This is a genomic window from Peribacillus sp. FSL E2-0159, from assembly GCF_038643155.1.
Lineage (GTDB): Bacteria > Bacillota > Bacilli > Bacillales > DSM-1321 > Peribacillus > Peribacillus simplex.
Genome location: NZ_CP152053.1, coordinates 5,811,208 through 5,828,524 on the forward strand (window position 1 = coordinate 5,811,208; position 17,317 = coordinate 5,828,524).

A 17,317-nucleotide genomic window follows, 5' to 3' on the forward strand; every position below is an offset into this window, starting at 1 on the left:
AGCATCTGTTTTACAAAAAAAGTCTTCTATTCCTTTTTCTTGATTGTCTCCCTAAAAGGAAAGCCTAAATCTATTATACCTAAAAATCGGACGGCCGTCGTAATAATCGGAATCGGCAGAAGCAAAGAAAAAATCACGATTAAAACAGGTATAGCCTTAGCCCATGACTTAACATGAGCGATATAGAATATCAGCGAATATCCTTGTAATAAAATGAAAAACTGCAGTATGAAAAATAGGTTCGTTATGGCCATATATACAAAACTGTTCTTGTCCGTATTCACAAAAAGAGCAAGAAGCATCGTAATTAAATAATACCATAAAAGGCTTTTCGGGAGTCGCAGATCTCGAAAATGGGGCCATTTTAACGCCTTATCACTGAATCTCTTCACAATGGGGTGCGCAGCAAAGAAAATCAATAAAACCATGATGACTGACATCAAGACGAACAAACTTGGCATCAGCGTGTTCATCATATCGATTGATTCATACATCCGCTTTTTGACTTGTTCCGTCGGTGCCTGTCCAAAAGAATCCATGATGCCGATTGTATTTTCAATGGACCCCTCAAGAATGTTCATCGATTCTTCTATGTAATTAACATCCGTTATCAAAACTGAAGCTGCATACATTAATAAAATGCCCCCCAGAAAGACAAGGACTGCGCTTATGAACATAGGTGCCATCGGTTTGTCCTTTTTCAAAAAATAGCCGATCGCAATTCCCGTTGCCCCCATGAGCAAGGTCAGCGGAACAGACAATATCGTCCCGATGAGGATCGACAATAGCGAGGCTACAAATAAGTAACCAAGGCTCCACGATAACTTTTGTTTGATTGTGACCAATATGAATGGAATGGGTAAAAAGAAAGTAGTGAAAATACCCAATAGTGGGATTTGAATGGTGATGAACAATAAAATGCAATATAGTGCCAGAAGTGTTCCGCCCTCGGCAATTCGTCTCCCGCTATTCATCTTTATTTCACCCCCTGTTATTATTGAAGTCTTTATCTCCATCTTTATATTGTATCCGTTACGGCCAGGATATTTCAAACATCACATTCTTTTTTAGGATATGATTATTTTTTCTGAGGAAAACGCCCGGATAACTTCCTTCTGAAATAAAAAAAACCGCAATTCAGCGGTTTTCAGGCATAAGTGACAACTTATAAAAAGGCACATTAAGGATAACTCCTCAATGTGCCTTTTTATTATTCACCAGATACGTATGGTAGTAATGCCATAGTACGTGAGCGTTTAATAGCAATCGTTAATTTACGTTGATATTTAGCGCTTGTGCCAGTTACACGACGTGGTAAAATTTTACCGCGTTCTGAGACGAATTTTTTAAGAAGATCTGTATCTTTGTAATCAATCTTAGTGATTCCGTTAGATGTGAAATAACAAACCTTTTTACGCTTACCGCGTCCTTTACGTCCACCCATTGCCATAATAAATTTCCCTCCCTGCATTTTAAATTTTCATTTTAAACGGCTGTTTAAAATGGAAGATCGTCATCTGAAATGTCGATTGTTTTACCGTCATTTGCAAATGGATCATCATCTACACGAGTGTAGTTGTTATTGCTCCGTTGATTCTGATTAGGATTTTGTCCATACGAATTGTTGTCATTTCCATTATTATTGCCATAACTTCTTTGACCCCCACCGTAAGAACCGCCTTCATTTCTTTCACCCGCTGAACTGCTTCGTGGTTCAAGGAATTGAACGCTCTCAGCCAGAATCTCCGTCACATATACGCGTTTGCCGTCTTGTCCTTCATAATTACGTGTTTGGACACGTCCATCCACGCCAGCTAAACTGCCCTTTTTCAAGAAGTTAGCTACATTTTCTGCCGGTTTACGCCAAACTACACAGTTAATGAAGTCCGCTTCACGTTCACCCTGCTGATTCGTAAAACCACGGTTAACAGCTAAAGTAAAGGTAGCTACGGGAACTCCATTAGGTGTATATCGTAATTCAGGATCTTTAGTTAAGCGTCCTACCAAAACTACGCGATTCATCATCAGAATCAACCCCTAGGTTTCAAGCTTGTTTCATATGAAACAAGATTAGAATTTATATTAAATATCGAATTATACTTCTTCTCTAGTAGCCATGTGGCGAATAATGTCTTCACTGATTTTAGCAAGACGATCGAATTCTTGAATCGCAGCACTTTCAGCGTTAACTTTAAGAAGCATGTAGTAACCATCACGGAAATCATTGATTTCGTATGCAAGACGGCGTTTACCCCATTCTTTTGCTTCTACTTCCGCACCATTATCAGAAAGGATTGTGTTGAAACGTTCAACTAAAGCTTTTTTAGCTTCTTCCTCAATGTTTGGACGGATGATATACATAATTTCGTATTTTCTCATCACTGTCACCTCCTTTTGGTCTAAGCGGCCCAATTGGGCAAGGAGCAATTATTTATAATTACTCACAAGATAAAATTATAGCATAGTTAAAGAGGCTTTGCAACGAACTGATCGACTTATTACAATTAATTGTAATCTAATGATTTAAGTCTCAAAAAAAGACCCTACATGGAATCGTAGGGTCTTTGAATTTTAAACGTTAAAACGGAAATGGATAACATCGCCATCGTTAACGATGTATTCTTTACCTTCCAAACGGACTTTACCCGCTTCTTTTGCAGCACCATGGCTGCCCGCTTCAAGTAAATCCGTATAAGAAACTGTTTCGGCACGGATGAAACCACGTTCGAAGTCCGTATGAATGACGCCGGCACATTGAGGGGCCTTCATTCCTTTGCGGAATGTCCAAGCACGCACTTCCTGTACACCAGCTGTAAAGTATGTTGCCAAACCAAGCAGATTATAAGAAGCACGGATCAACTGATCAAGACCTGACTCCTCGATGCCAAGTTCGGATAGGAACATTTCCTTTTCTTCACCTTCAAGCTCTGCAATTTCTTCTTCGATTTTGGCACAAATCACGATTACTTGTGCATTTTCCTTAGCAGCATATTCACGGACTTGCTGTACATATTCATTATCATCAGCATTCGCCACTTCATCTTCGCTCACGTTAGCTACGTAAAGCGTTGGCTTCGCTGTAAGTAAATGCATGCCCTTCACGATTTTTTGCTGCTCTTCAGTAAACTCGACGGAACGTGCAGGCTTTTCATCTTCCAATGCTTCTTTTAAAGCCACAAGGATTTCATGTTCTGCCACAGCTGCTTTATCTTTTTGCTTGGCCATTTTTCCGACACGGTCGATGCGTTTGACAACAGATTCCAAATCGGCAAGGATCAATTCAAGGTTGATGACTTCGATATCATCGATTGGATTCACTTTTCCGGAAACATGGGTGATGTTATCGTCTGCAAAACAACGGACGACTTGACATATTGCATCCACTTGACGGATATGGGAAAGGAATTTATTACCCAACCCTTCTCCTTTACTTGCTCCTTTTACAATCCCGGCGATATCCGTGAACTCGAATGCTGTCGGAACCGTCTTTTTCGGTTTTACCAATTCAGTCAATTTTTGCAGACGGTGATCTGGCACTTCCACAATCCCGACATTTGGGTCGATCGTACAGAAAGGATAGTTGGCAGATTCCGCACCTGCCTGAGTAATTGCATTAAATAAAGTGGATTTACCTACGTTAGGCAAACCGACTATACCAGCTGTTAAAGCCATTTATATTTCACTCCTTCAAGATAATTCGTACATATGGAAAAGAACTGATCTTCTATTAAGACCATCCAATTACCTAAACCTTTCCCAATTATAGATTTCGCTTCCTAAAAAGACAAGTAAATCATTGAGATGACAGAACTACTTTCACTCCAAAAAAAAAGCATGATCATTCCTCATGCTTTTGCAGAACTTTTTTCATTTTCTTCGCGAATTCACGTCGGGGCAGCATCACGCTATGACCGCACCCTTCACATTTTATCCGGATATCCATACCGAGCCGTATAATTCTCCACTTATTCACTCCACAGGGATGTGGTTTCTTCATTTCCACAATATCCTTAAGTGCAAATTCCTTTTCTTCCATAACCATGAGCCCCCTAATTTCTATGACTCGCTGCCATTGTACGTAGATTTAATCCCACTTGAATCAAGCGCAGCACTTATTTCCTTTTTTAATATCCTGCTGATTTCAATGTGTTGCATCGGCTTTGTTTCAGCTTTAATCCGAAAGACGATTTCTTCAGGACTGATTTTTTCAATTCCCAAAAATTCAGGTGCTTTGATCAAGGCTTCGTATTTGCCTTCCATACTGTTTAATAGATCAATCAGCACCTTCTCAGCAAGCTCGACCGATCCATCATTAGGTATGGTCACATCAACCACAGCCATACTGTTTAAAATGGAGTAATTCGTAACCTGGATTATGCTGCCGTTGGGTATGAAGTGCAATTCCCCTGCACCACTTTTAATTTTTGTAGTACGAAGCCCGATTTCAATGACTTCCCCTTCAAAATTATTAATTTTAATATAATCCCCAACCGAAAAATGATCTTCAAAAATAACGAAAAATCCTGTAATTATATCCTTGACCAAACTTTGAGCACCAAACCCAATGGCCAAACCGATAACACCAGCACCGGCGAGTAATGGCATTACATGAAGTCCAAAAATCTCCAGAATCATCAACAAGGCAATGAAATTGATGACATAGGTAATGATATTTTCCAGCAATTTAATGAGTGTCGCTTCCCTGCGCTCCGATACCCGAATGGGACTTCTTAAACGTGCTTTGAAAAATTTATTCAGAATAGTCTTTCCTATTGTAATAATAATACGCGATAACAACAGAACAAGGAAGATTTTAATAATGCCCTCGCCCATCAGCAACCATATCTTTTCGTCCAATATCTCTTTTATAACGTTATCATAAATGCGATCCATATTTTCCTCCTGCCTAATGCAAATAACTGCAAAACTTTTATATCTTCCATATGATTTTTTCCCATATAGACGTATTCCTCTACCCTTCATGCATTGAGATAACCATGAATTAGAGAGATTTTCTCTATTTTATCAATAAATAATGGTTTCTGTACAAAAAAAATATGGGTATATAGGTAAAAGAATTAGAAGTTTTTTCCCAAATATTCAAGTAATTATTTACTAGAAAGTATAAATGAAAGCAATTGGTAGAGGAAGAACGTCGATTCATATCCCCTTCACCTCTTTGCATGTTCTACAAAAAATTCCCTCATCCAAAATGTTAAATACCGTATATTTTCCCCTTTTTATCCGTATACTGTAATACCAAATAAAGTAAAGGAGTTGAGCCGATGAATCTGAATTCTAGTCTATTTAATAATAATAAAAATAGATTGAGTCGCATCCTGCATGAAGATACGGATGCATCCAAACAAATTTCCCAGGAATTAATCAACCTCCTACCAACCGGAAAGCTTCAACCAATCGTCATCGTCTGTATAGGCACAGACCGTTCCACAGGCGATTCACTCGGACCACTTGTCGGCACTCTGCTTAGTGAGAAAACTGAAAACGGTTCTTCTTCATTCCATGTTTATGGTACTCTGGATGATCCTATACATGCGATGAATTTACAGGAAAAATTAAATGAAATTAAAAAGATTCATGCCAATCCCTTTATAATCGGAATCGATGCTTGCTTAGGGAAAATGAAAAGCGTCGGCATAGTTCAAATCGGCCAGGGACCAGTGAAGCCAGGTGCTGGGGTCAATAAGGATCTTCCTTCCGTTGGAAATGCCCATATTACAGGAATCGTGAATGTAAGTGGATTCATGGAGTTCATGGTCTTACAGAACACACGTCTTAATCTTGTGCTAAAAATGGCCAAAACCATTGCCGAGGGGATTTATGAAGCACAAAATCATTATCCAATAAAACCTTCCATCAGCCCTTTCACATGGTCATTCAAGCAAGAAAAAACCCTTTGATCGTTTTTTGTTTATCATAAAAAAGAAGGAAGGGGTCATCCCCTTCCTTTTTTTTATACATAATACATAAAAGTAACCAGAATGGCAGTGATCATTATGCCTGGAAGCAGATTCGCCACCCTTATTTTGGTGACACCGATGATATTCAAACCAATTGCCAAAATCATGACTCCCCCAGTTGCCGTCATTTCCAATATGAAGGAATCCATTAAAGCAGTTGGGATCATCGTGTTGATCTGCCTTGAAAAAATCGCTATGAATCCCTCATAAAGAATGACCGGAAATGCTGAAAAAAGTACACCTATGCCAAGTGTGCTGGCGAGGACCAGTGCTGTAAATCCATCGATGATCGCTTTTGTTATCAAAACGTCATGATCATTCCGGATACCGCTATCCAGAGCACCGATAATGGCCATCGCCCCAATCCCAAATATGAGCGTAGCCGTTACAAATCCCTGAGATATCGAAGTTCCTTCCTTCGCTTTCATCCTGCCTTCAATCCAATTGCCTAAAGAATTAAGCCTGCCCTCTAGATTCATCCATTCACCTAGGACAGCCCCTCCGACAATACTTAAAATGACAACAAGGAAATTATCGCTTTTAAACCCCATCTGTAAACCTAAGACCATGACGGCCAAACCGATACCGCTCATGACCGTTTCTTTTATCTTTTCAGGTATACGTTGTAAAAACCTTCCTAAAATCGAACCGATTAAAATGCAGGCACCATTCACCAAAGCCCCTAATAACACCATCTCATCCACCTAATTTTCTGCATATGTCGTCACGGTCTTTTCATAAAGGGGATCTAAGAGGAAAGGTTCTCTTGGTCTATCAAGTTCAAAATTCTCTCTAAATCTTCTTTTGAAAAGAATTCTATTTCTATTTTTCCTTTTTTCTTGCTTTGTTTTATCGTTACGCTCGTTCCTAGTCTTTCACGCAGACTTGTCTCCCGTTGCTTTATGAATATATCTTTTTTCTCTTGTTTCTTGGATTTGGTTTCACGTGAAACGGTATCATTCAATTGATGTATATATTGCTCTAGCTGTCTGACATTCATACCTTCCTTGAGGATTTTATCCACTACCGGCTTAAGCATCTCTTTTTTCTTTAAGCCCAGTAATGCCCGGCCATGCCCCATGGAAATTTCCCCGTCAGAGATATATCTCCTAATCCCTTCAGGCAAAGATAGTAATCTAACATGGTTTGCTATATGGGGTCGGCTTTTACCCAGCCGATTGGCCAACTGCTCCTGGGTAAATTCCAATTTTTCAAGAAGCGTTTGATAAGCGGCAGCCTCCTCGATCGGATTCAAATCTTCCCGCTGCAGGTTTTCCAAAATCGCCAGTTCCATCATCTGCTGTTCACTCAATTCCCTAACAACGACAGGAACTGTCTTCAAGCCAGCTTCCTTTGCAGCACGATAACGCCTTTCCCCAGCCACGATTTCAAATCCCTTAATACTTTTCCGGGCAATAATCGGCTGTAATATCCCGTGTTCCATGATAGATTGCTTTAATTCCTCTATAGCTTCAAGCCTAAAGCTCTTTCGGGGCTGATAAGGATTTGGCCTTAATTCCCTTAATTTGATTTCGCGCACGATTTCATCTTTACTGATCTCCCCACTGTTGAAAAGTGCGTTAAGTCCTTTGCCAAGCCCTTTAGCCATTTGATACCACTTCCTTTGCCAGTTCTAAATAGACCTCCGCTCCTCGCGACTTTGGATCATATATAATTATCGGTTCTCCATGGCTCGGTGCTTCACTCAAACGGACATTGCGGGGAATGATGGTTTGATAGACTTTATCCTGAAAGTATTTTTTGACTTCTTCTATGACCTGGAGACCTAAATTTGTTCTTGCATCCAACATCGTCAATAACACACCTTCGATTTTCAAATCATGGTTCAAATGCTTTTGGACGAGGCGGACCGTATTCAATAGTTGACTCAAACCCTCCAATGCATAATATTCACATTGTACCGGAATCAAAACAGCATCAGCAGCCGTTAAGGCATTAAGCGTAAGCAAACTCAACGATGGAGGACAGTCAATCACAATGTAATCATATTGGCTTTGCACCTCTTCTAACGCCCTTTTTAATCGGACTTCCCTTGAGATGGTTGGAACAAGTTCAATTTCTGCACCTGCAAGTTGAATAGTCGCAGGTATAGCGTATAGGTTTTCTACCTTTGTTTCCATGATAACGGTACTGGCCTCAACGTCATCGACCAATACATCATAAATACATTGTTCCACATCTGCTTTGTCGATACCTGCACCGCTTGTCGCATTTCCCTGCGGGTCAATATCGACCATTAAGACTTTCTGTCCTATGTATGCAAGACAGGCACTTAGACTGACAGAAGTTGTCGTTTTTCCAACACCGCCCTTTTGATTGGCAATGGCGAGTATCTTACCCACGAATTCACCTGCTTTCAACTATCTTCATCACGCTATATCTATTAATTTTTACCGTAAATCCATTTATTTCTTTCTATTTTATCATGAATGTTACTGGAAGAAATCGTTTTCTTAAATTCCTCTTAAAATTTGAAATATATCTAAAAGCATTAAAAATTAGGGGAAAGTTGAATGTTTTTAAGGTGGAAATACCAGTTTTGGAGAGAAAATAAAAAAAGCTTGGTAATCGGAGACTACCAAGCGGGCTAAGGATAGGGAATCAAGATTTTTTCTTGGGTATTTTAATCGTGAACTGATAATACTCCTCGAATTCTTCTTCCTCTGCATCCAAATTTATTCCATTGTCTGTAACCATACTGAGTGATTGGCGTATCGTATTCACGGCAATCCTCATGTCTTTACTAAACGCTTTTCGCTTAGGCTTCGGCTTCTGCACAGTACCCGTTAAGAGCTTGACGACCTGCTCTTCGGTCTGCTTGACGTTTAACCCTTTTTCGATGATTTCCAAAAGCAGTTTAAGCTGCTTTTCAGGACTCTTTAACGGTATCAACGAGCGGGCATGGCGTTCCGTAATTTGCTTTTGAAGAAGTGCATCCTGAACCTCTTGCGGCAGCTTAAGCAGCCGAAGCTTATTCGCCACGGTAGATTGGCCTATTCCCAGTCTTTGTGCCAGAGCTTCTTGGGTTAAACTATGCAGCTCCAATAGTTTTCCGTAAGCCAAAGCTTCTTCAATCGGTGTCAGTTCTTCACGCTGAAGGTTTTCTATCAGCGCAACGGAAGCCGTTTCTGTATCGGTGAAATCTTTGATTATAGCAGGTGCCAATTCCCAGCCAAGCTTTTGCATGGCCCGGAAACGGCGCTCACCTGCAATGATTTCATATTTTCCCTGACCATAAGCCCTTACTACAATCGGTTGAATGATCCCATGTGTATGAATCGTTTGAGCCAATTCAGCAATTTTATCGTCATTAAAAACGGTCCTTGGTTGAAATCGATTAGGCACAATATCAGAAATGGAAATTTTTCTTATCTCTTCATTATTATTGCTAGGTGTCTCCATCTCTAGTTGCTCTTCTTCCTTTTCGCCAAACCCAAAGAACCGCGAAAAAGGATGCTTCATCTTCCTACACCACCTTTTAAAACTCCCAAATAACATATTCTCTATTTAAAGGACAAGTCCTGCATACATTTCCCGACATGGTTATACATATGGCCCTTCACTGTAAAAAACATGTCGACTGGCGCCATCAAGGCAATAATGAGGAATGGACGGCCAGTTATTATAAATATCGGCCGGCTTGCCATAGATTATTTCCCTGAATCAGCCAGCACAGGGCTCACGTTTTAACATGTACCGAAAATGCCTTCTTGTTGGCAAATGCCGTATTAAGTGAAAATAATAAGGTCATACATTTATAGTAAAAGAAAATAAGGGCAAGTACCAGCCATATATCTGAATCATCTACCCTTACTATGAAAACATACTCATCGTGCAGAGGTCATTCTATAGGCTGCTTATTCGGTGTGCCTGGTTTTCTCGGGTATTTTTTAGGAGTCTTCTTCACTTTTTTTACAGTAATGATGTTTCTTTCACTATTTTCCTCTGGCAATGTGAAAGGATGAATTTCTTCGATTTCTCCGCCTAACGTAAAAATCGCCTTCTTCCCTGTGTCCATTTCATCTTGTGCACTAGCCGCTTTCATGGCAATAAACGTCCCATCCAGTTTAACGAGCGGCAAACATAGTTCACTTAATACAGACATCCTGGCTACGGCCCTTGCCATGACAATATCATAGGATTCGCGATGCTCCTGTTTTTGGGCGAAGGTTTCCGCCCGGTCATGATAGAAGGAAACTCCTTTTAATTGCAAGGAATCCGCAAGGTGATTCAAAAAAGAAATTCGCTTATTCAAGGAATCCACAATCGAGACGTGGATATCAGGGAAACAAATCTTCAATGGAATACTCGGAAATCCAGCTCCAGCCCCAACATCGCAAATTCGATACGATTTGTTAAAGTCAAAATAAAAGGCTGCACTGATAGAATCATAAAAATGCTTAAGATAAACTTCTTCTTTATCAGTGATGGCTGTTAAGTTCATCTTTTCGTTCCATTCCACCAATAATCGATAATAAGTGTCAAACTGATCAAGCTGTTGAGGAGAAAGCTTGATCCCTTTCTCCAGCAGTGCTTGTTGGAACTGTTCAATATTCATGTTTTCTTCAATCCTTTTCGGGTATTTCCATTACTGAGATACTCTGGCAATCTTACCTTGTTCCAAATAAACAAGCAAAATGGAAACATCAGCGGGATTCACACCGGAAATTCTTGAAGCCTGAGCTACTGATAGCGGGTGGACCTGCTTTAATTTTTGACGTGCTTCCGTTGCAAGACCAGAAATAGCATCATAATCGATATTCTCTGGAATCTTTTTATTCTCCATTTTTTTCAGGCGATCGACTTGCTGCAAGGATTTTTCGATATATCCTTCATACTTGATCTGGATTTCGACCTGTTCCGTCACTTCATCGCTCAGTTCGACATCACTTGGCGCCAACTTCTGAATATGGGAATAATCCATTTCAGGCCGTTTCAATAAATCGGAGGCACGGATTCCATCCTTTAACTCACTGCCGCCACTTGCAGTAATGACCTCTTGTACCTCTTTGGTCGGTTTGATGAAGTTTGATTTTAGTCGTTCTTTTTCCATTTCAACCGCTTCTTTTTTCATAAGGAAGCGATTGTAGCGTTCTTCTTTGATCATCCCGATATTGAATCCAATTTCCGTTAAGCGTAAATCGGCATTATCATGACGCAATAATAAACGGTATTCTGCACGTGAAGTCAGCAAACGGTATGGTTCATTCGTGCCTTTCGTTACAAGGTCATCAATGAGAACACCAATATAGGCATCCGAACGGCTTAAAATCAGTTCTTCTTTCCCCATTGCATTCAATCCTGCATTAATACCGGCCATCAATCCTTGTCCTGCTGCTTCCTCGTAGCCGGATGTCCCGTTAATTTGACCAGCAGTATAAAGATTTTTGATTTTCTTCGTTTCAAGTGTAGGCCATAGCTGTGTAGGAACGATAGCATCATATTCAATTGCATATCCAGCACGCATCATTTCCGCCTTTTCAAGGCCTGGAATTGTTTGCAGGATTTTCACTTGTACATCTTCAGGCAGACTGGTGGATAAACCTTGCACATAAACTTCCTTTGTATTGCGGCCTTCAGGTTCCAGGAAGATTTGATGCCTTGGTTTATCATTAAAACGGACGACTTTATCTTCTATCGAAGGACAATAACGCGGACCAGTTCCTTTTATCATTCCGGAATACATTGGTGAACGGTGTAGATTCTCGTCAATGAGCTGATGTGTCCCCTCATTCGTGTACGTTAACCAGCATGGCAATTGATCCGTTATGAACTTTGTTGTTTCATAAGAAAATGCACGTGGCACTTCATCGCCAGGCTGAATTTCCGTTTTGCTGTAATCTATTGAAGAACTGTTCACACGTGGTGGAGTTCCTGTTTTAAAACGGACCAAATCAAATCCTAACTGCTCTAAATGTTCAGAAAGCCTGATGGAAGGCTGCTGATTATTAGGGCCGCTTGAATATTTCAGTTCCCCTAAAATGATTTCACCGCGTAAATATGTTCCCGTCGTGATTACGACAGTTTTCGCACGGTACACCGCGCCTGTTTTAGTGATGACACCCGTACATACGTCGTTTTCAACAATTAATTCCTCTACCATTCCTTGAATCAATGTCAAATTTTCTTGGTCTTCTATCGTCTTTTTCATTTCTTGTTGATAGAGAAATTTATCTGCCTGCGCACGCAACGCACGAACAGCCGGACCTTTAGCCGTATTGAGCATCCTCATTTGAATATGGGTCTTGTCGATATTTTTTCCCATTTCACCGCCTAAAGCGTCAATTTCCCTAACGACTATCCCTTTTGCCGGCCCGCCAACGGACGGATTGCATGGCATAAAGGCGACCATATCCAAGTTAATGGTGATCATCAATGTTTTAGCTCCGACTCTTGCAGCTGCAAGGCCTGCCTCACTGCCAGCATGACCGGCACCAATAACAATGACATCATAGCTACCTGCTTCGTATTGCATATCCTTTTCCTCCTTTTACGCTTATTTTCCTAAACAAAATTGAGAGAACAATTGGTTGATTAAATTATCCTGAACGCTTTCGCCAATGATTTCTCCAAGGAGCTCCCATGCTTTCGTGAAATCGATTTGAACCAAATCAACCGGCGTACCCATTTCAATAGCTTCTATTGCGTCTTCGATAGACTGTAATGCCTGTCCCAGCAAAGCTATATGCCTGGCATTGGAAACATAGGTCAGGTCTCCCGTTTCTAAAGAACCCTCGAAAAATAAAGAAGAGATGGCTTCTTCCAATTCATCGACCCCTCGATCCTCCAATAATGAAGTGGAAACAATCTTATGGGATGCCGCCTTTTCCTTAACCCTTACCATATCGATTTTTTGTGGAAGGTCGGTTTTATTGATGATAACGATAACATCCATTCCCTCAACGGCTTGAAATAGTTTCTCATCTTCAGTAGTGAAATCATCGGAATAGTTCAATACAAGCAATATTAAATCAGCCTCTTTTAATACTGCACGAGACCGTTCAACTCCAATTCGTTCAACGATATCTTCCGTTTCGCGAATTCCTGCTGTATCGACAAGTTTAAGCGGTACACCGCGAACATTGACATACTCTTCAATTACGTCACGTGTTGTACCTGGAATATCAGTGACGATCGCTTTATTTTCATGAACTAAGCTGTTAAGCAAAGAAGATTTTCCGACATTAGGGCGCCCTATGATAACGGTCGCAAGCCCATCCCGAAGTATCTTCCCCTGTTGGGCCGTGTGAAGCAGTTTCTCTATTTCATTCTTCACATAACTGCCCTTTTCCAAAAATAAACGATGCGTCATTTCTTCGACATCATCATATTCCGGATAATCTATATTTACCTCGACTTGAGCGAGGGTCTGTAAAATTTCCTGACGCAGATTTTGGATTAATTTCGAAAGCCGACCTTCCATTTGACCTAATGCAACATTCATGGCTTTATCCGTTTTAGCACGGATTAAATCCATAACGGCCTCAGCTTGAGAAAGATCGATCCTGCCGTTCAAAAAAGCCCGCTTTGTAAATTCGCCAGGTTCCGCTAAACGAGCACCTTGTGAGAGAATAAGCTGCAATACCCGATTGACCGAAACGATACCACCGTGACAATTTATTTCAACTACATCTTCTCTTGTAAATGTCTTTGGACCCATCATGACCGAAACCATGACTTCCTCTATGATTTCACCTGTTTTAGGCTGAATAAGGTGGCCATAATGAATCGTATGTGATTTCACTTCCAGCAACCCTTTTCCACCTGGCCCTTTAAAGATCCTATCGGCTATTTCTATGGCCTCATCACCGCTGATTCTAACGATGGCGATTGCCCCTTCCCCTAAGGGAGTAGAGATAGCGGTGATTGTATCGAATTCCATGCTTTCACCTCTTATATATTGATGGTTCTATTTTTTTCTGATAATAAAATCGTCGAATCCCTAAATTACTACAATACCACAGTATATTCATGAAAAAAAGTAGATACTCCTTCCTTCCAAGGGTTATCCACATGCGTTTAATCCATATTCTGTAACATTCATTTTAACTTATCCACATGTGAATAACAAATATCGCCCGCTTCCCTTTCTTCCATTCCCTTTACGAATCAAGAGAATATAAAAAGAAATATGTCACTTATTGTTGAATCGATGCTTTGTAAAAAGATATTCGACACACAACGATATCATGACCTAAAAAAAAGAACCCCTGCTTAAAAGCAGAAGGTTCATTTAAGTGGAGTAATGACCAAGTGGCGATATGGCTCCGTCCCACTTGAAGTTGTTTTTATTTTCGGATAATCCAAGAGAGCATTATGGATGACCTTACGTTCATAGGATGGCATCGGCTCCAGTGAAACAGTTTTACCTGTTTTCATGGCTTTATTCGCCATTCTTTCAGCCAATTGGATTAAAGTGTCATTGCGGCGATTTCGATAATCTTCTGCATCTACAGTAATATTCAAAAACTGCTTCGAATATCGATTTGCTACCAGCTGTGCTAAATACTGAAGTGAATTTAGTGTTTGACCCCTTTTTCCAATCATTAATGCAATTTTATCACCTGATAAATGGAATGTTACGTTCTTACCTTTACGAGTGACATCAATTTGTGCATTGACTCCCATTTCCACGCTAACATTCTTCAAAAACCCAAGTGTCTCTTCAATGGGATCTGCAGGCAATGTCACATGGACAATGGCCTTCCTTGCACCAAATAAACCAAAAAATCCTTTTTTGCCCTCATCTTCTATTTCAATTTCCACGCGATCTTTAGTGCTGTTCAGTTGAGCTAAAGCTAAATTTACTGCTTCTTCGACAGATTGTCCTGTAGCAGTTACCTTTTTCACTTTTTCTTTGCCCCTCCCGCGTTTTCCGCAGCTGCTTTTCTAAGATCCGGACCTTTGATGAAATATGTTTGAACGATACCAAAAAGGTTACCAACTACCCAGTAAAGAGAAAGAGCAGCGGGGAAATTAATAGCAAAAACAACAATCATGATTGGCATGATGTAAAGCATCATCGTCATTTGTGCCGCCATTTGTGGATTGGAGTTCATTCCAGCCATGGACATCTTTTGCTGAATAAAAGTCGTGATACCTGCAACGACCGGTAAAACATAAACAGGATCCGGGGAACCTAAATCAAACCAAAGAAAACTATGTAAAGCAATTTCTTCCGTACGGCTGATTGCATGGTAAAATCCGATCAAAATCGGCATTTGCACCAATATCGGCAAACATCCCGCCAATGGATTCACATTATATTTTGAAAATAGAGCCATTGTTTCTTGCTGTAGTTTTTGTTGTGTGGCAGCATCTTTTGAGCTGTATTTTGCTTGAAGTTCTTTCATTTCAGGCTGAATGGCCTGCATTGCTTTCGAGCTTTTCACCTGTTTGATCATTAATGGAAGTAATGCTAAGCGAATGATTAGTGTAACACCGATGATTCCCAAACCATAGTTCTCGCCAAATGCTTCAGAAAGCCAAATGATCAGGGCTGATAATGGATAGACAATGTATGAATTCCAAAAACCTTCACTTTCCGCAGTAATAGGTTCTTTAATTTCCGTACACCCTGCTAACAACATCATTATCGAGGCTAGTCCAATAATGAGTAATATTCGTTTTTTCAACCGTAATTTCCTCCTAACTGCAATCAATCTTTTTTGAAACAATTGTGAACTGTTTATTAGAAGATTTCAAGGAAAAGTAATCCAATTTTTCCACAGTTACAATCGGAATTTTCTATGTCACCTTTCTCCAGTAACCACATGATCCGAGGAGTGCTTAATCGATATATTAAGGGGACTTTATTGTTTTTTCATTTTAAAGTTTAGTGATTTAGAACGTTTCAGGACATGGATCAAGCTGCTTTTCACCTGGAAAAAGTCCATTTCCGCCGCTGGTTTTCGAGCAATCACAATATAATCCTTACCCTCTTCTATATCTTCTTTCAATTCCAAAAACGCTTGCCGTATGTATCTTTTAATTTGGTTCCTTACAACGGCGTTCCCGATTTTTTTACTGACTGAAAGGCCGATCCGAAAATAATCCTGACCCGGCTTTTCAAGGACATAGACAACGAATTGCCGATTAGCAGAAGACTCACCTTTTTTAAACACAAGCTGAAATTCGTCCTCTTTCTTAATCCTTAACTTTTTTTTCATTTTTACACCTTCATTACATGAATTGAGTCTCAGTAAATCCCTTATTTTGCGAAAAAAGACCACTGAGACTTTTCAGTGGTCTATGCAGATAATACTTTTCTGCCCTTGCGGCGACGTGCAGCGATTACTCTACGTCCGTTTTTCGTGCTCATACGTGCACGGAAACCGTGAACTTTACTATGTTTGCGGTTATTCGGTTGATAAGTTCTTTTCATTATATGACACCTCCCTGAGGAATAACAGTTAAAGACAGTCTTTACAATTATATAGATGGAGGTTTCTACTTGTCAACCTCATCCATAAAAATATTTCTTTTTTAATGCTCAATGTCCAGTAGGCCTTTTTTTACTACCTAGCCTATTGTAAATGATTTTGCCCCGAACTGATATAGAAATTTTTGGGGAAAGGGAAATTTCCATCATTTTATCCATGGGTACTATGAGATTCGCAATGAATTCTCCCTTGATCGCCACAACATTCGACAAATAATAAGAATGAACCTGAATCATCTTTCGATCTGTATCATGAAGGTCTTACAGCTTGAACAACTTGGTTCAAATTAAATTAATTCGAGCCTATAATCATGATCTGTGGATAAAATTCGACATGTTTTTTTCTATCCACAACCCATTTTATAGACTTTTGCACATAACAATAGCCTGTGGAAAAGTTTTTCCCACAAGCTCGGTAAGTTGTGGATAAAGTTTTCTAACCCATTGCAAGACGCCTGATTTTCTGATATTATATTTGTGTTTTCACTCTGAATAACTTTATCAACAGGGAATGGTTATCCACAGACTGTGCATAACTTGTGGATAGTTTATTCGACCTGTGTATATTAATCTGTCCACAGATGGTGGATATTGTCGAAAACCCTTTTTTCTTCTTTATTATATATTTCTTAAAATACCTGTTGATGAATAAACATTCAAATCTGCACTGGCTCACCAGATGTAGTCTGTACAAAGGTTGTACAGCGCAAGATATAGTTTTTAGGCACTTCACATTACACAACACAAAAATCTCTTATACAGCTCACCGAACCTTTGCTGTCAAAATTAATATAAAGACGGCAATCGATGAGTTTATTTGTGCCTATACATTTAGATACAATTATTAAAAATATTTTGCAAAGGAGGGATAAGT

19 protein-coding genes are annotated in these 17,317 nt (G+C 39.9%); 1 reads left to right on the top strand and 18 read right to left on the bottom strand.

What is annotated here, in order from left to right:
- Nucleotides 1-26: 26 nt before the first annotated feature.
- The 7 genes from NYE63_RS28405 to NYE63_RS28435 form a co-directional block, all read right to left on the bottom strand.
- On the bottom strand, nucleotides 27-974 hold the full coding sequence (locus tag NYE63_RS28405; RefSeq protein ID WP_342603672.1) for a YybS family protein: 948 nt from the start codon (nucleotides 972-974) through the stop codon (nucleotides 27-29).
- 236 nt (nucleotides 975-1,210) lie between these two features.
- A complete protein-coding gene (rpsR, locus tag NYE63_RS28410) occupies nucleotides 1,211-1,450 on the bottom strand; it encodes a 30S ribosomal protein S18 (protein ID WP_053348323.1) in 240 nt (79 codons plus the stop codon).
- Between the two features lie 47 nt (nucleotides 1,451-1,497).
- Entirely contained in the window at nucleotides 1,498-2,025 is a 528-nt protein-coding gene (gene ssb, locus NYE63_RS28415; RefSeq protein WP_076368498.1) for a single-stranded DNA-binding protein, read from the bottom strand.
- Nucleotides 2,026-2,094: 69 nt separating this feature from the next.
- Nucleotides 2,095-2,379 carry a 30S ribosomal protein S6 gene (gene rpsF / locus NYE63_RS28420; protein ID WP_034316153.1) on the bottom strand — a complete coding sequence of 95 codons (285 nt, stop codon included), beginning with the start codon at nucleotides 2,377-2,379 and terminating at the stop codon, nucleotides 2,095-2,097.
- Nucleotides 2,380-2,571: 192 nt separating this feature from the next.
- Nucleotides 2,572-3,672 carry a redox-regulated ATPase YchF gene (gene ychF, locus NYE63_RS28425; protein ID WP_098370319.1) on the bottom strand — a complete coding sequence of 367 codons (1,101 nt, stop codon included), beginning with the start codon at nucleotides 3,670-3,672 and terminating at the stop codon, nucleotides 2,572-2,574.
- 166 nt (nucleotides 3,673-3,838) lie between these two features.
- Nucleotides 3,839-4,036, bottom strand: a complete 198-nt coding sequence (locus NYE63_RS28430) for a DUF951 domain-containing protein (RefSeq protein WP_034316158.1) — start codon at nucleotides 4,034-4,036, stop codon at nucleotides 3,839-3,841.
- Between the two features lie 20 nt (nucleotides 4,037-4,056).
- A complete protein-coding gene (locus NYE63_RS28435; protein ID WP_342603673.1) occupies nucleotides 4,057-4,893 on the bottom strand; it encodes a mechanosensitive ion channel family protein in 837 nt (278 codons plus the stop codon).
- A 392-nt stretch (nucleotides 4,894-5,285) separates the two neighbouring features.
- Between NYE63_RS28435 and yyaC the strand changes: the two genes are divergently transcribed.
- Nucleotides 5,286-5,921 carry a spore protease YyaC gene (gene yyaC / locus NYE63_RS28440; protein ID WP_342603674.1) on the top strand — a complete coding sequence of 212 codons (636 nt, stop codon included), beginning with the start codon at nucleotides 5,286-5,288 and terminating at the stop codon, nucleotides 5,919-5,921.
- 53 nt (nucleotides 5,922-5,974) lie between these two features.
- Here the strand turns inward: yyaC and NYE63_RS28445 are convergent, their stop codons facing one another.
- From NYE63_RS28445 to rpmH, 11 genes are all read right to left on the bottom strand, one after another.
- Nucleotides 5,975-6,676, bottom strand: a complete 702-nt coding sequence (locus NYE63_RS28445; RefSeq protein WP_342603675.1) for a DUF554 domain-containing protein — start codon at nucleotides 6,674-6,676, stop codon at nucleotides 5,975-5,977.
- Between the two features lie 53 nt (nucleotides 6,677-6,729).
- Entirely contained in the window at nucleotides 6,730-7,590 is an 861-nt protein-coding gene (locus NYE63_RS28450) for a ParB/RepB/Spo0J family partition protein (protein WP_342603676.1), read from the bottom strand.
- On the bottom strand, nucleotides 7,583-8,344 hold the full coding sequence (locus NYE63_RS28455; protein WP_342603677.1) for an AAA family ATPase: 762 nt from the start codon (nucleotides 8,342-8,344) through the stop codon (nucleotides 7,583-7,585). Before NYE63_RS28455 ends, NYE63_RS28450 begins: the two co-directional genes overlap by 8 nt.
- 259 nt (nucleotides 8,345-8,603) lie before the next feature.
- On the bottom strand, nucleotides 8,604-9,464 hold the full coding sequence (noc, locus tag NYE63_RS28460) for a nucleoid occlusion protein (protein ID WP_144480701.1): 861 nt from the start codon (nucleotides 9,462-9,464) through the stop codon (nucleotides 8,604-8,606).
- A gap of 379 nt (nucleotides 9,465-9,843) precedes the next feature.
- Nucleotides 9,844-10,560, bottom strand: coding sequence for a 16S rRNA (guanine(527)-N(7))-methyltransferase RsmG (gene rsmG / locus NYE63_RS28465; protein WP_342603678.1), 717 nt, complete (start codon nucleotides 10,558-10,560; stop codon nucleotides 9,844-9,846).
- Nucleotides 10,561-10,590: 30 nt separating this feature from the next.
- Nucleotides 10,591-12,477: a tRNA uridine-5-carboxymethylaminomethyl(34) synthesis enzyme MnmG gene (gene mnmG / locus NYE63_RS28470; RefSeq protein ID WP_305159981.1), complete on the bottom strand. Its 1,887-nt coding sequence runs from the start codon at nucleotides 12,475-12,477 to the stop codon at nucleotides 10,591-10,593.
- A gap of 21 nt (nucleotides 12,478-12,498) precedes the next feature.
- Nucleotides 12,499-13,884 carry a tRNA uridine-5-carboxymethylaminomethyl(34) synthesis GTPase MnmE gene (gene mnmE / locus NYE63_RS28475; protein WP_207438730.1) on the bottom strand — a complete coding sequence of 462 codons (1,386 nt, stop codon included), beginning with the start codon at nucleotides 13,882-13,884 and terminating at the stop codon, nucleotides 12,499-12,501.
- Nucleotides 13,885-14,231: 347 nt separating this feature from the next.
- Nucleotides 14,232-14,852: an RNA-binding cell elongation regulator Jag/EloR gene (gene jag / locus NYE63_RS28480; RefSeq protein ID WP_342603679.1), complete on the bottom strand. Its 621-nt coding sequence runs from the start codon at nucleotides 14,850-14,852 to the stop codon at nucleotides 14,232-14,234.
- Entirely contained in the window at nucleotides 14,849-15,637 is a 789-nt protein-coding gene (gene spoIIIJ, locus NYE63_RS28485) for a YidC family membrane integrase SpoIIIJ (protein WP_098370328.1), read from the bottom strand. The genes jag and spoIIIJ overlap by 4 nt, the downstream gene beginning before the upstream one ends.
- Nucleotides 15,638-15,814: 177 nt before the next feature.
- A complete protein-coding gene (rnpA, locus tag NYE63_RS28490; protein ID WP_063234313.1) occupies nucleotides 15,815-16,171 on the bottom strand; it encodes a ribonuclease P protein component in 357 nt (118 codons plus the stop codon).
- An 80-nt stretch (nucleotides 16,172-16,251) separates the two neighbouring features.
- A complete protein-coding gene (gene rpmH, locus NYE63_RS28495; RefSeq protein WP_034316183.1) occupies nucleotides 16,252-16,386 on the bottom strand; it encodes a 50S ribosomal protein L34 in 135 nt (44 codons plus the stop codon).
- Nucleotides 16,387-17,317: the final 931 nt, after the last annotated feature.

Coding starts and splice junctions, on each gene's coding strand:
- NYE63_RS28450 (WP_342603676.1), bottom strand. CDS start 7,590: ATGGCTAAAGGGCTTGGCAAAGGACTTAACGCACTTTTCAACAGTGGG.
- mnmG (WP_305159981.1), bottom strand. CDS start 12,477: ATGCAATACGAAGCAGGTAGCTATGATGTCATTGTTATTGGTGCCGGT.
- ssb (WP_076368498.1), bottom strand. CDS start 2,025: ATGATGAATCGCGTAGTTTTGGTAGGACGCTTAACTAAAGATCCTGAA.
- NYE63_RS28405 (WP_342603672.1), bottom strand. CDS start 974: ATGAATAGCGGGAGACGAATTGCCGAGGGCGGAACACTTCTGGCACTA.
- NYE63_RS28430 (WP_034316158.1), bottom strand. CDS start 4,036: ATGGAAGAAAAGGAATTTGCACTTAAGGATATTGTGGAAATGAAGAAA.
- NYE63_RS28445 (WP_342603675.1), bottom strand. CDS start 6,676: ATGGTGTTATTAGGGGCTTTGGTGAATGGTGCCTGCATTTTAATCGGT.
- rpsR (WP_053348323.1), bottom strand. CDS start 1,450: ATGGCAATGGGTGGACGTAAAGGACGCGGTAAGCGTAAAAAGGTTTGT.
- mnmE (WP_207438730.1), bottom strand. CDS start 13,884: ATGGAATTCGATACAATCACCGCTATCTCTACTCCCTTAGGGGAAGGG.
- rpsF (WP_034316153.1), bottom strand. CDS start 2,379: ATGAGAAAATACGAAATTATGTATATCATCCGTCCAAACATTGAGGAA.
- noc (WP_144480701.1), bottom strand. CDS start 9,464: ATGAAGCATCCTTTTTCGCGGTTCTTTGGGTTTGGCGAAAAGGAAGAA.
- NYE63_RS28435 (WP_342603673.1), bottom strand. CDS start 4,893: ATGGATCGCATTTATGATAACGTTATAAAAGAGATATTGGACGAAAAG.
- rpmH (WP_034316183.1), bottom strand. CDS start 16,386: ATGAAAAGAACTTATCAACCGAATAACCGCAAACATAGTAAAGTTCAC.
- rnpA (WP_063234313.1), bottom strand. CDS start 16,171: ATGAAAAAAAAGTTAAGGATTAAGAAAGAGGACGAATTTCAGCTTGTG.
- rsmG (WP_342603678.1), bottom strand. CDS start 10,560: ATGAATATTGAACAGTTCCAACAAGCACTGCTGGAGAAAGGGATCAAG.
- ychF (WP_098370319.1), bottom strand. CDS start 3,672: ATGGCTTTAACAGCTGGTATAGTCGGTTTGCCTAACGTAGGTAAATCC.
- yyaC (WP_342603674.1), top strand. CDS start 5,286: ATGAATCTGAATTCTAGTCTATTTAATAATAATAAAAATAGATTGAGT.